The 12,307-nt window shown below is 37.0% G+C and carries 14 protein-coding genes; all 14 read right to left on the bottom strand.

Going from position 1 to position 12,307, the window contains the following annotated elements; translation table 11 throughout:
• Positions 1-16: 16 nt before the first annotated feature.
• Positions 17-595 (bottom strand): MotE family protein, encoded by a 579-nt coding sequence (locus TSYNT_RS11455; protein ID WP_059034159.1) that lies wholly within the window; start codon positions 593-595, stop codon positions 17-19.
• On the bottom strand, positions 582-1,052 hold the full coding sequence (gene fliJ / locus TSYNT_RS11460; RefSeq protein ID WP_059034162.1) for a flagellar export protein FliJ: 471 nt from the start codon (positions 1,050-1,052) through the stop codon (positions 582-584). The genes TSYNT_RS11455 and fliJ overlap by 14 nt, the downstream gene beginning before the upstream one ends.
• A 4-nt stretch (positions 1,053-1,056) precedes the next feature.
• Positions 1,057-2,379 (bottom strand): flagellar protein export ATPase FliI, encoded by a 1,323-nt coding sequence (gene fliI, locus TSYNT_RS11465; RefSeq protein WP_083497753.1) that lies wholly within the window; start codon positions 2,377-2,379, stop codon positions 1,057-1,059.
• The gene (locus TSYNT_RS11470; RefSeq protein ID WP_238142725.1) at positions 2,372-3,130 is read right to left on the bottom strand and encodes a FliH/SctL family protein; all 759 of its coding nucleotides are present in this window, start codon (positions 3,128-3,130) and stop codon (positions 2,372-2,374) included. The genes fliI and TSYNT_RS11470 overlap by 8 nt, the downstream gene beginning before the upstream one ends.
• Complete coding sequence (fliG, locus tag TSYNT_RS11475) at positions 3,123-4,133, bottom strand: flagellar motor switch protein FliG (RefSeq protein WP_059034167.1); 1,011 nt, start codon at positions 4,131-4,133, stop codon at positions 3,123-3,125. The genes TSYNT_RS11470 and fliG overlap by 8 nt, the downstream gene beginning before the upstream one ends.
• A 10-nt stretch (positions 4,134-4,143) precedes the next feature.
• Positions 4,144-5,718 (bottom strand): flagellar basal-body MS-ring/collar protein FliF, encoded by a 1,575-nt coding sequence (gene fliF, locus TSYNT_RS11480; protein WP_059034169.1) that lies wholly within the window; start codon positions 5,716-5,718, stop codon positions 4,144-4,146.
• A gap of 31 nt (positions 5,719-5,749) precedes the next feature.
• A complete protein-coding gene (fliE, locus tag TSYNT_RS11485; protein WP_059034171.1) occupies positions 5,750-6,043 on the bottom strand; it encodes a flagellar hook-basal body complex protein FliE in 294 nt (97 codons plus the stop codon).
• Positions 6,044-6,077: 34 nt separating this feature from the next.
• A complete protein-coding gene (gene flgC / locus TSYNT_RS11490; protein WP_059034173.1) occupies positions 6,078-6,506 on the bottom strand; it encodes a flagellar basal body rod protein FlgC in 429 nt (142 codons plus the stop codon).
• 2 nt (positions 6,507-6,508) lie between these two features.
• On the bottom strand, positions 6,509-6,913 hold the full coding sequence (gene flgB / locus TSYNT_RS11495; RefSeq protein ID WP_059034175.1) for a flagellar basal body rod protein FlgB: 405 nt from the start codon (positions 6,911-6,913) through the stop codon (positions 6,509-6,511).
• Between the two features lie 251 nt (positions 6,914-7,164).
• Positions 7,165-7,950 (bottom strand): GTP-sensing pleiotropic transcriptional regulator CodY, encoded by a 786-nt coding sequence (gene codY, locus TSYNT_RS11500; protein ID WP_059034177.1) that lies wholly within the window; start codon positions 7,948-7,950, stop codon positions 7,165-7,167.
• A 63-nt stretch (positions 7,951-8,013) separates the two neighbouring features.
• A complete protein-coding gene (hslU, locus tag TSYNT_RS11505; RefSeq protein ID WP_059034179.1) occupies positions 8,014-9,411 on the bottom strand; it encodes an ATP-dependent protease ATPase subunit HslU in 1,398 nt (465 codons plus the stop codon).
• Positions 9,412-9,425: 14 nt separating this feature from the next.
• Complete coding sequence (hslV, locus tag TSYNT_RS11510) at positions 9,426-9,959, bottom strand: ATP-dependent protease subunit HslV (protein WP_059034182.1); 534 nt, start codon at positions 9,957-9,959, stop codon at positions 9,426-9,428.
• A gap of 20 nt (positions 9,960-9,979) precedes the next feature.
• Positions 9,980-10,885 carry a tyrosine recombinase XerC gene (xerC, locus tag TSYNT_RS11515; protein ID WP_059034184.1) on the bottom strand — a complete coding sequence of 302 codons (906 nt, stop codon included), beginning with the start codon at positions 10,883-10,885 and terminating at the stop codon, positions 9,980-9,982.
• A gap of 73 nt (positions 10,886-10,958) precedes the next feature.
• Positions 10,959-12,302, bottom strand: coding sequence for a methylenetetrahydrofolate--tRNA-(uracil(54)-C(5))-methyltransferase (FADH(2)-oxidizing) TrmFO (gene trmFO, locus TSYNT_RS11520; RefSeq protein ID WP_059034186.1), 1,344 nt, complete (start codon positions 12,300-12,302; stop codon positions 10,959-10,961).
• Positions 12,303-12,307 lie beyond the last annotated feature (5 nt).

Consider the following 12,307-nt stretch of genomic DNA (forward strand, 5'->3'; position numbering starts at 1 on the left):
CGCACATTGTTTTTAATTACTGTAATCCGCTCATTTTCTTAGTAACTGAAGCGGCTTTTTTAGGGTCAAGATTGGACAATATTTCGGCAACGGCATCTTTTTTCATGTTCTGAAAAAGTTGTATTAAAAATTCATCTTCTACATTTTGAAGGATTTTAGCAGCGCTGCTTGCATCCATTAGTTCGTAGTACTGGGCTAAGTTTTTAACATTTGCTATTTGTGTCTCAAGTTTTTCGTTGTTGACTTGAATTTCTTGTTCTTTTGCTTCAAGCTCTGCTTCTTTTTGCTTTAATTCTGCCTCTTTATTTTGCAGCTCTAACTTTTGTTTTTCTATTGCAGCCCATTCTTCCTTTATCTTCTCTTTTTCTTGAAGTATCTGCTGTTTTTCTTCTTCTTTGTTTGCATCAGCGCTTACATCTTGCTGTATAATCTTTTTATTTAAAATAGGCACTTTTGATAAAATCGCTTTTAAAGATGGATTGAGTTTGTTTATATCATAAAAATTAAAATAAAGTATTATGCCTGCTGCAAGTGCTATTAATAGTATTATTGCTATTATAATCAAAACAATGCTTCTGCCCTTACTGGTTTCCATTGCCGTTTGTATCCCTTTCTAATCGGTCATAGTTTATGTTAGCAACCTCATCGGTGATTTTTTGTTCCTCAGCATTCAGGTTTTTATTGTATACTGCGAATTTTTTTTCTTTTACTTTTTCTAGGATTTGTTTTTCTCTTCTCGAAATTATATATGAATGCACTCTCTCCTCATAAAATCTGTGCGTATTTTTTACAACGATTTTTTGCCTGTCAATTTTAGAAGAAATATGAGCAGAATAAACACCAAAGTCTGATAAAACATTTGTCTTCACGGAATCATATAATTGTTTTTCTATTTTCTCCCATGTATCTTTCTTTGATAATTCTAATTGGGTCAAAGATTTTTCTGCCTTGTTTTTTTCATTAATAGCTTCGGCAAGCTTTTGTTTTTCAATTTTTTCTTTTAGTTCTTTAATTCGAAGAGGGGTTTCTAACCTAAAAGAGAATTTTTTCATATCACTAATTCTCCTCTTCAAAGATTTTTTCTAAAGCCTTTAAAGTTTCATCAAAATCTAGTTTTTCACTTACTTCCTGGAGTAAGAAATTCTCTATTTTATCTATATATTTTATCGCTTCGTCTATTTGAGGATTGTTCCCCTTAACATATGCTCCGATATTTATCAAATCTTCTGCTTCCTTATAAACCGAAAGTATATTTTTAACCTTGCCTGCAAGTTTTTTATGGCGGGGGCTGACTATATCGCTCATAAGCCTGCTTATACTTGCCATAACATCTATTGCCGGGTAATGATTTCTGTTAGCAAGCTCCCGAGAAAGCACTATATGACCGTCTAAGATTCCGCGGACAGCATCGGATATTGGCTCATTTAAATCATCGCCGTCCACCAAAACTGTGTATATACCGGTTATAGTTCCCTTTGAAGATGTGCCGGCCCTTTCTAGAAGTTTTGGCAGTGTTGCATAAACAGAAGGAGTATAACCTCTGGTAACCGGTGGTTCTCCAGCTGCAAGCCCAACTTCTCTTTGAGCCATAGCAAATCTTGTTACAGAGTCCATCATTAATAAAACATTTGCCCCTTGGTCTCGAAAATACTCTGCAATGGCTGTAGCTGTAAATGCGGCTCTTGTTCGCACCAATGGCGGTTTTTCAGATGTAGACACTACAATAACAGACCTCTTTAAGCCTTCTTCACCTAAGTCTTTGTTTATAAAAGAGTTAAGTTCTCTTCCTCTTTCGCCGACTAAAGCTATGACATTAATATCTGCTTTTGTGTTTCGGGCGATCATGCCCAAAAGTGTGCTCTTGCCTACACCGCTTCCGGCAAAAATGCCTAGCCTTTGACCCACTCCACATGTAAGCAGTGCGTCAATGGCTTTAATCCCCATGGGTAGCGGCTTGCTGATAACAGGTCTTTCAACAGGATTAGGCGGATCGTTAAATATCGGGTAGCGAAGTTTCGTATTTAGCGGTCCTTTATCGTCAATTGGACTTCCGAGGCCATCAAGAACTCTTCCTAGAAGCTCAGTGCCCACAGGAGTTGTAAGCTTTTTTCCTGTTGCCTCTACATCCCACCCTGGTCCCAGGTCTTCCATATCACCTAGCGGCATTAAAATCATGGTCTTGTCTCGAAATCCGACGACCTCTGCTAAAACCGTTTTAGGATTTTTCGAAGATTTTATCACACAAATTTCGCTTATTTCAGCAGGAGGACCTTCTGATTCTATGGTAAGGCCTACGATTTTAGATATCTTTCCCTTTGGCTTTATAGTGACTATATCGTCTAAAACAGAATAAACGTAATCAAAACCACTTTTAGGCATCACTTATTACTCCTAATTCTTTCAAAGATAGCCTGATATTCTCAATTTGAGTGTGTATCCCTGCATCAATTTGACCTGATGGAGATTCTATAATGCAGTCTCCGCAAGATAAAAATGGATCCTTTATAACTGTGATTTGTCTTAAATTATTATCTCCCGCCAAAGCCAGCTCGTGCACTTTGTCGTAATCGCTTTCGGAAACTCTTATTATAGCGCCTTTTTCTTCTCCTAATTTTTTAAGGCTGTTTCTTACCAAATTAACAAGATATTCATTATTCGGTTCTTCTATCTTTTGCTGCAGGATTTTTTCAGCAACCATAAGGGAAAGCTTAATGCATTCTTTCTCGAGGTGCTTTTTATAAGACTCGTTTTTGGTCAAAACATTTTGAAGGCTCTCTTTAAAGTTTTCCGTGTATTCATTCCATTTTTCCTGCTGATCTTTTATGGCCGCTTTTAGTCCTTCGCTATAGCCTTTATTAAATGCCTTATTTTCAATATCCTCTTTTTGCTTTTCGGCTTTAGAAATAATTTCGGCAGCCTGAGCTTTAGCGTCTTCTATAATTTCCCGTGCCTTAGATATTGCTTCTTCTAATAGTTGAGAAGCTTCATCTTCATAAATTTTAGGATACGTTAAATCCAGACTATTTATGGATTTTGCGCTACCTGTTCCGGCTTTTTTAGCGTTATAGTGTTCTTTTAATTTTAAGGGGTTTTCGCTTGTAAAAGTAACGCTTTTGATTACATTAGACAATGATCTCGTCACCTCCGCCGCGTGAAATTACAATTTCGCCCGCATCTTCCAATTTTCTTATTATATTTACTATTTTTTGCTGGGCTTCTTCTACATCTCGCAATCTAACAGGCCCCATAAATTCCATATCTTCGCTTACCATCTCTACCTGACGCTTTGACATATTTTCAAAAATCCTCTTTTTAACCTCATCACTTGCTCCTTTTAGCGCCAATGTCAAATCACGAGTATCAACTTCGCGCAATGTGCGCTGAATTGACCTATTGTCCAATGTAAGTATATCTTCAAACACGAACATCCTTCGCCTTATTTCTTCTGCTAGGTCGGGATTCTCTGCTTCTAAAGCCTCGATGATATTTTTTTCGGTTCCCCTGTCTACATTGTTTAAAATATTAACTACAGCCTGAACTCCGCCTACATTTGTATAATCTTCTGTTACTACAGATGCAAACTGTCTTTCTAAGACTCGCTCTACTTCCATAATTATATCAGGAGATGTTCTGTCCATAGTAGCTACCCTTTTTGCTATATCAACCTGCTTTTCAGGTGGCAGGGAAGAAAGAAAAGATGCCGCCTGTTCAGGCTCTAAGTATGTAAGTATTAATGCTATTGTTTGTGAATTTTCATTTTGCAAAAAGTTCATTAATTGAGAAGGATCGGCTTTTCTTACGAAATCAAAAGGTCTTACTTGAAGTGATGAGGTAAGCCTATTGATAATTTCCAAAGCTTTTTGAGTGCCCAAAGCCTTTTCCAATACCTGGCGCGCATAATCTATGCCGCCCTCAGTTATGAAATTTTGGGCAAGCAGCATTTGGTAAAACTCGTCCATCACTTCATTTTTTTCTTCCTGACTTATTTTCCTCATATTAGCTATTTCTAAAGTCAGTTGCTCTATGTCTTCCTCGCTTAAAAAGCGGTAAATATTTGCGGCTATTTCCGGCCCTAGAGAAACTATTAATATAGCAGCTTTTTGCTTTCCTGTTAATTTTGTATGTTGCGCCACACAATCACCCCTAATCTTCTTTCAGCCAACTCTTTAAAACTTTGGCTACATCTTCCGGCTTATGGCGGGCTAATTTTTCAATTTGGCTGTAGACAGTGTTTTCTTGTTCCTCTATTATTTCCGCAGTTCCTTCTCCTTGAGCTTTTGCGGAAGCTGCTTGTTGTATCTCTAGCATAGCTTTGGAAATTTCCTCTTCTTCAGATTTGGCCTTTCGTCTTGCAAAAAATGTTCTTGCCCCTATTGCTGCAGCTAAAATCAGGAGTATAATTCCGGCAATTTTTATATTTCTTGCTCGCTGGGCCGCACTTTGTTGTCGAGTCATTTCGTCAGTAAGAGATTTCATTAAATCATTATTAAATTCCATAGATTCTACAGAAATCTGATCTCTTTGCGGATCATACCCTATGGCATTACCAACCACTTGAGTAATAGCATCTCTTTCTGCATTAGTCAATTCTTTATTTATGATAACAGAGACAGTCAATTTATCCACAGCACCAGGAGCAACTGTCAGATTCTCATTAGTTTCATTTATCTCAAAGTTTTTTACAGTTTCTGATTTTTGTTGTTCAGATTGTCCTGTTTGTGCCTGAGCGTACCCGGGAACATTTGCATCCACGCCGGGAGTTCCGCCGCTTGCGTTTCCAGTGCCTGTAAAATGCTCTTTTAGCTCTTGGATGCTCCTTACTATGCCTTCGCCTGTGTCTTGGCTGACAGGACTAAACAACTTGTTTTGTACAATTTTCTTATCAAAATTCAATTTCGCGTTTACTCGAACTGCTACATTGCCGGGACCGAAAACCTGTTCCAAGAGCGATTGAACATTGGCTTGAAGTTGATTTTGAAAATTATCTTGAATGGCGAGTCGATCGTTTAAAAGGCCGCTGTCATCGCCTTCGTCTTTAGATGTTACCCCGGTAGAAAGAGTTCTTCCGTATTGATCTACTACAACTACGTTTTCACTCTTCATATTTTTTACAGAATGTGTGACAAGATTTATGATACCAAGTATCTCCTCTTTTGTAGGTTGTGCACTCGGTTTTAGCTGGAGAAATACTGCTGCTGACGGCTCATAACCAGAATCAGTTTCGATAAAAAGTGATTTTTCTTGCTGGACTATGTACACTTTTGCAGATTCGACTGATTCCATCATTTCAATGGCTTTTGCAAGCTCTCCTTGCAGCGCCTGATTGTATCTTACTTGCCTTTCCCAATCTGTAGTACCTAACTGTGTAGTGTTAAACAGTTCGTCGAATCCTGATGAACTGCTTTTTGGCAGTCCTTCTTGAGCAAGTGTGAGCATGGTTTTATATTTTTGCTCAGGAGTAACTAAAATACTCTTCCCGCCGTCTGCGATTTTATAGGGTATATTTAAGTCGTCAAGCTTTTTGGCTATTTCTCCCGCATCTTTTATATCAAGATTAGTATAAAGTGGAACATATTTAGGTTGATTTATTATGTACAGCATTATACTTACAAGTATAATAACGGCTGCAATAGAAACTACTATCCTTATCTTCTGTGCCCTATTTCTACTTTGCCAAAATTCAGTAACTTGCTGCCTGATTTTTTGTAAAAAATTCATACCTTACACCTGGCCTACCATTACTTACTACTTATACCTGCATCCTCATTATTTCTTGGTACGCATCTAGGGCCTTGTTCCGTATCTGTAGAACAAGTTCTAGTGAAATTTTGGCTTTTTCGCCGGCAATAGCAACATCGTGCACGTCCACATCGTCGCCTGAAATCTGCTGTGTTACTAATGATTCGTATTGTTTCTGATATGTATTTGCAGATTCTAGCATGCTGCCTAATATTTCGCCGAACGATTTATTTTCCCGTGTTTTAAATGCCCCAAAGTTGTTAATACCCAAATCTTTTACTATATTATCATTACTGATTTCCATGTTTAGAAATTGCTCCTTCCTAATATTCCCAAGATTATATCTTACTAATTTCAAGAGCTTTGTTCAGCATGTCTTTTGCGGAATTTATAGCTGTAGCATTTGCCTCATAACTTCTTGTTGCGGATATCATATCTACCATTTCTGTTACAATATTAATATTAGGAAGACTTACATATCCTCTTTCATCCGCATCCGGGTGTGTGGGATCATAAACTAACTTAAGCGGAGAGGTATCTTTTTCAATCGCAACCACCTTAACGCCGGCTGGTTTTTCTCGGCTTCCGTATTCTGAAGATGTGTTTGTTTTTCGTTCTTGAAAGACAACTCTCTCTCTTTGAAACGGATTTCCATCTTCTGTTCTTGTAGTGTTTACATTTGCTATATTATTTGAAATAACATCTAATCTAAGCCTTTGTGCGGTGAGACCGGAAGCGCTTATGTCTAAGGAATTGAAAAATCCCACCTTTATTTCCTCCCTTCATTAATTGCAGTCTGAAGAAGTTTTAAGCTCGTTTGTAATTGTTCCGAGATAATATCATAAGAAAGATTGTTCTTTAAAAGTTCAATCATTTCCCTATCAACATCCACATTATTTTCATCATTTCTTATAGCATAATCTTGCTGTTTATATATTTGGGGTTCTATTTCCTCAGCTTTTGACACTAAATTTATGTGTTTGTCATTTGTTATGGAAAGCGGAAGAATTTTTTGGTCCAATTTGCTCTTTAAAATTTCTTCAAATGCTATATCTGATCGTTTATAGCCGGGCGTGTCAACGTTAGCCAAATTATTAGAAATAAGCTCATGTCTTTTTGCCTTTACATCAAGCAATTTCCCCATTAATTCTATATTGTCAAACAAACCGGTCAAACGCATCACCACCTTATCCATTTTTACATATTTTTGCTGTTATATCAATGTAAAAGTATATATAACATGGTATAATATAGTTTTTTTGGTTATAATGGAATTTATTTCTTATTTATAGTATAGAATATATATTAGACAAAAACAAACAAAATCCTTCTTTAAAATATAAATCTTTTAAAATAAATAGATTATACATTTTAAAAGCAGCACACCATTGGTATGCTGCTTTTAAATAAATATCTATCCAATTATTATCCTCTTACTTTTTTTAATTCTTCCAACAGTTTATCATTAAGTATTTTTATATATGTGCCTTTCATGCCTAAAGAGCGTGATTCTATAACGCCTGCACTTTCCAATTTTCTTAAGGCATTTACAATTACCGATCTGGTAATTCCAACTCTATCGGCAATTTTGCTTGCAACTAAGAGTCCTTCAGTGCCGTCTAATTCTTCAAAAATATGTTCAACAGCCTCTAGTTCTGAGAAAGACAAAGTACCAATAGCTAGTTGAACCACTGCTTTCTTCCTGGCCTCTTCTTCAATTTCATCGCTTTTAGATCTTAAAATTTCCATTCCTACCACAGTCGCGCTATACTCTGCAAGCACTAAATCTTCTTCTGTAAACTCTTTTTTGAATCTGGATAGCACTAAAGTTCCAAGTCTTTCACCGCCGCCATTTATAGGCACTATCGTCATAAATTTTTCGGCATTTGCCTTTGTTTTTTCTCCTAAAAAGATACCTTCGGGTGAATCCTTGGTGATATTAGGTTTAGTTTCGCTGATATCAAGCAGTTTATCATTGTAATCTTTCGGGAACATTTTTTCTTCTAAAATCTGCTCTTCCATAGGATCGCATTCATAGTTTTCCAGTAAATAATATCCTAAAATTTTACCTTTGCGGCTTACTACATATGCATTTGATGATAAAACCTCTCCCAGTGTTTTGCAGACATCGTTAAAATCCACCGGATATCCTGCAGACCTCTGCAAAAGCTTGTTAATTCTCCTTGTTTTTTCTAATAAACTTTCACTCATTTTTAAATTCCTCCTAATTTTTAATAGAATATTTTCAATTTAATAGTATTTATATTTGGAATGTCATAGAATATACATGCTTAAATCTTTATCCTCTATGACTCCCTTTAGTTTGCTATTTACATATTCTTTATCAATTATTACTTCTTTTTGAGACAAATCAGGCGCTTCAAAAGAAATGTCCTCCAACAATTTTTCCATAACAGTATGGAGTCGTCGAGCTCCGATGTCCTCAGTTTCTTGATTTACAGCAACTGCAACTTTTACTATTTCATCAATGGCATCTTCTGAAAAACTTATATTTACGCCTTCGGTAGCAAGAAGTGCAGTGTATTGTTTAATCAAGGAATTTTTTGGTTCAGTCAGAATTCGCTTTAAATCTGTTTCGTTTAAGCTTTCTAGTTCTACGCGAATCGGAAAACGCCCTTGAAGCTCAGGAATTAAATCCGACGGCTTCGATACATGAAAGGCTCCTGCTGCTATAAAAAGGATATGATCTGTTTTTATGGGGCCGTACTTTGTAACAACAGTCGAACCCTCTATAATTGGTAAGATATCTCGCTGAACGCCTTCCCTGGAAACATCTGGTCCATATGATTCTTTTCCGGCAATTTTATCTATTTCATCTATAAATATTATCCCTGATTCTTCAGCTTTTTTAATTGATTCATTTATCACTTCATCCATATCAATTAATTTTTGGGCTTCTTCTTGAGTCAGGATTCTCCTTGCATTTTCTATTGTCACAGTAGTTTTCTTTTTGCGTTTCGGTAAAAAGCCTTCAAACATATCTTTAAAATTAATCCCTATCTCTTCCATGCCTGAACCAGAAAATATCTCAAACATCGACGGTAAATTATCTTCAGTCTCAATCTCAATTAATTCCTTATCCAAGCTGCCATCAGCCAGCTTTTTCAGGATTTCTTTCTGTTTTTCTACCGCAGTACTTGTTTCTGCTGTATAAAACTCTCCGCTTTCAGTATGGTCCTGCCTTCCTGCTCCAAAAAGCGTCTCAAAGGGATTTGCGGAAGACCTTTGTCTTGGCATAGGAGAAAGTATCTCTGCAATTCGTTTATTAGCAAGTTCTGTCGCTTTGTCTTTCACAGCCTCCATTTTTTCGCTTTTTACCATTCTAATGGAGGTTTCAACTAAATCCCGTATCATCGAATCTACGTCTCGCCCTACATAACCTACTTCTGTAAACTTGGTAGCCTCGACTTTTATAAAAGGTGCATTCACAAGTTTTGCAAGGCGCCGTGCTATTTCAGTTTTTCCAACGCCTGTAGGACCAATCATTAAAATATTTTTTGGTATGACTTCTTCTCTCATCTCATCAGAAAGCTTTTGACGTCTATATCTGTTTCTGAGTGCTATTGCAACAGATTTTTTTGCTTCATCTTGACCGATAATATATTTATCAAGTTCTTCAACAATCTTCTTTGGAGTTAAATTTTCTTCCATAAATCCTGTCCACCTCACTCCAACGATTCTACTGTAATGCAATTATTGGTATAGACGCAGATTTCAGACGCTATCTTTAGAGATTCTTCAACTATTTGTTTTAATGATAAATCGGAATGCCGTTTGAGAGCCCTTGCAGCTGCTAAGGCATATGATCCGCCGGAGCCTATTGCTGCGATGCCATCATCAGGTTCGATAACCTCACCGCTGCCTGAAATAACTAAAATATGTTCTTTATCTGCTGTAATTAGCAATGCTTCTAATTTTTGCAGCATTTTATCTTTACGCCATTCTTTTGCAAGTTCCACTGCGGCTTTTGTAAGATTTCCATGGTTTTCATGAAGTTTTTCTTCGTATTTTTCAAATAAAGTAATCGCATCAGCTACAGAACCTGCAAATCCTGCCAAAATTTCATCATTGTAAAGCTTCCTTACTTTCTTTGCATGGTGTTTCATAATGGTATTCTCGCCAAATGTGACCTGCCCGTCCCCCGCAATTGCAGCACTTGTTCCGTTTGCCATCGCAAGTATCGTTGTTGCTGTAAACATCTTAGTTCTCCTTTCAAATTTCACGTGCTCTCTTCATTATCAGGAAATGTTTTATCATATACCTCCTTAAGTTTTTCTTTTGTAACATGAGTATAAATCTGTGTTGTAGATAAGCTCGAATGGCCTAACAACTCTTGAACTGTTTTTAAGTCCGCGCCGTTATTAAGCATATGTGTTGCAAATGTATGTCGCAGGGTATGGGGGCTTATATTGCTGTTAAGAGCAGTTTGCTTTACATATTTGTCAATCATTCTTCGAATGCTTCTATCCGAGATTGATGTGCCGTTTTTGTTTAAAAACAGGTATTCCTCAGAAATATCTCTTAGTAAAAACGGCCTACTTTCTTTTAGGTATCTTTCTAAGCTCTCCTCGGCTTTTTTTCCAAAAAATACAACACGTTCCTTCGAACCTTTACCAAAAACAATAATATAGTTTGAACCAAAATTAACATCTTCAGTTTTTATAGATACCAGCTCGCTGACGCGGATACCGGTAGCATATAAGAGCTCTATTATTGCTCTGTCTCTGATGCCGAGAACGTCATCCTTTGGAGCCTCAAGAAGCGCTTCAATTTCCTTCGGGTATAAAAACAGTGGAAGCTTCTTTGACATTTTAGGTGATCTTACGGCCTTTGCCACATTTTCTTCAACTAAGCCTTGAAGCATTAGATAATTATAAAAGCTTCGAAGCGTTGAAAGCTTTCGGGCAGCACTTCTTTTTGAAACTTCTTCTCGGCGAAGATATGCCAAAAAGCCTCTTATGTCAAGGTGTTTAGCGTTGAGTAATGTTGGTTCAGACAGTTTCCTTTGTTTTAAATATTCAAGAAACTGAGAAAGGTCTCCCGCGTAGGATCGTAGGGTATTTTGCGATTGAGTTTTGGTAGCTTTCAGGTAATCTAAAAAGCTGTCTATCAGTGCCTCATCCATGGAAATCAAACCTCTCAACTAACATTTAATATAGTATCATAAGATTTTAATTAATGCAAGATTAAATTCTAAATTATTTATATATTATTTTGTTATTTTTTTTTGCAAAAACTTCCTTAGACTCTATAAATTGTTCAAGTGATTTTAGTGCTCTTTCACTAAGGAGTTGCTTCTTTAGTTTGTTATCTTTTGATCGAAAATCTTCTAAGGGCGGTAAAATTCCAAAATTCGCCTTCATAGGTTGGAAGTTTTCTGCACTAGATGAAGTTATATAGCGCAGCAAAGCACCTATTACTGTTTCAACAGGCAAACTTATAAGTTCTTTTTCTTCCAGATACCTTTTCATGTTTATTCCTGCAATTATACCAGAGGCCGCTGATTCAATATAACCTTCCACGCCAGTTATTTGGCCGGCGAAAAACAGTCCCTTTTCTCCTTTAAATTCTAATGTGGGATTTAAATAAATAGGGCTTGCTATAAATGTATTCCTGTGCATAAAACCATAACGCACAAATTCCGCATTTTCCATACCGGGAATAAGCCTGAAAACCCGTTTTTGTTCGTTCCACTTAAGGCTGGTTTGAAAGCCGACCATATTAAATAAAGTACCTTCCTTATTCTCTTTCCTAAGTTGTACCACTGCATATGGTTGTCTCCCTGTTTTTGGATCGGTAATACCTACAGGTTTTAACGGTCCGAAAAGAAGTGTTTTGTAACCACGTTTTGCCATTACCTCTATAGGCATACAGCCTTCAAAAAAAATTGCTTTTTCAAATTCTTTTACAGGATGAGTTTGAGCGCAAATAAGCTCATTATAGAAAATATCATATTCTTCCCGGGTAAAAGGCAAATTTACGTAATCGGATTCACCTTTGCCATAGCGCGAACCCCAAAAGGCTTTTTCCCAGTTGAGAGATTCACCGGTAACAATAGGCGCTGCTGCATCGTAAAAATAAAAATGCTCTTTTTTCAGCAGCCTACCTAAAGCGTTAGAGAATTTATCAGATGTTAAAGGTCCTGTAGCAATTATCGAAGGCGGGCAGGGTACCTCGGTAACTTCTTGAACATGAACTTTAATGTTCGGGTGACTTTTTATTATTTCTGTAATCTTTTTTGCAAATAATTCCCTGTCTACTGCAAGGGCTGAACCTGCACCAACTTTTGTCATATCTGCAACTTTCATTATAAGTGAGTTTAAAAGTCTCATTTCGGCTTTTAAGAGACCTGCTGCGTTTGTCACTTCATTGGATCTTAGTGAATTGCTGCATACCAATTCACATAGTAAATCAGTATGATGGGCCGGTGTTGTTTTCTCCGGCCGCATTTCAAAAAGGTCAACTTTAATGTCACTTTCAGCCAGATACCATGCTGCTTCGCATCCGGCAAGCCCTCCGCCTACAATTGTAACTCTTTTCATAAAAG

Origin of the sequence: Tepidanaerobacter syntrophicus (assembly GCF_001485475.2) — a bacterium.
Classification (GTDB): Bacteria; Bacillota; Thermosediminibacteria; order Thermosediminibacterales; family Tepidanaerobacteraceae; genus Tepidanaerobacter; species Tepidanaerobacter syntrophicus.

Bases quoted from the DNA above. Each gene is read 5' to 3' on its own strand.
- fliI (WP_083497753.1), bottom strand. From the start codon at position 2,379: ATGCCTAAAAGTGGTTTTGATTACGTTTATTCTGTTTTAGACGATATA.
- fliE (WP_059034171.1), bottom strand. From the start codon at position 6,043: ATGGAAATCAGTAATGATAATATAGTAAAAGATTTGGGTATTAACAAC.
- fliF (WP_059034169.1), bottom strand. From the start codon at position 5,718: ATGAATTTTTTACAAAAAATCAGGCAGCAAGTTACTGAATTTTGGCAA.
- codY (WP_059034177.1), bottom strand. From the start codon at position 7,950: ATGAGTGAAAGTTTATTAGAAAAAACAAGGAGAATTAACAAGCTTTTG.
- TSYNT_RS11455 (WP_059034159.1), bottom strand. From the start codon at position 595: ATGGAAACCAGTAAGGGCAGAAGCATTGTTTTGATTATAATAGCAATA.
- fliJ (WP_059034162.1), bottom strand. From the start codon at position 1,052: ATGAAAAAATTCTCTTTTAGGTTAGAAACCCCTCTTCGAATTAAAGAA.
- trmFO (WP_059034186.1), bottom strand. From the start codon at position 12,302: ATGAAAAGAGTTACAATTGTAGGCGGAGGGCTTGCCGGATGCGAAGCA.
- hslU (WP_059034179.1), bottom strand. From the start codon at position 9,411: ATGGAAGAAAATTTAACTCCAAAGAAGATTGTTGAAGAACTTGATAAA.
- hslV (WP_059034182.1), bottom strand. From the start codon at position 9,959: ATGTTTACAGCAACAACGATACTTGCGATGGCAAACGGAACAAGTGCT.
- xerC (WP_059034184.1), bottom strand. From the start codon at position 10,885: ATGGATGAGGCACTGATAGACAGCTTTTTAGATTACCTGAAAGCTACC.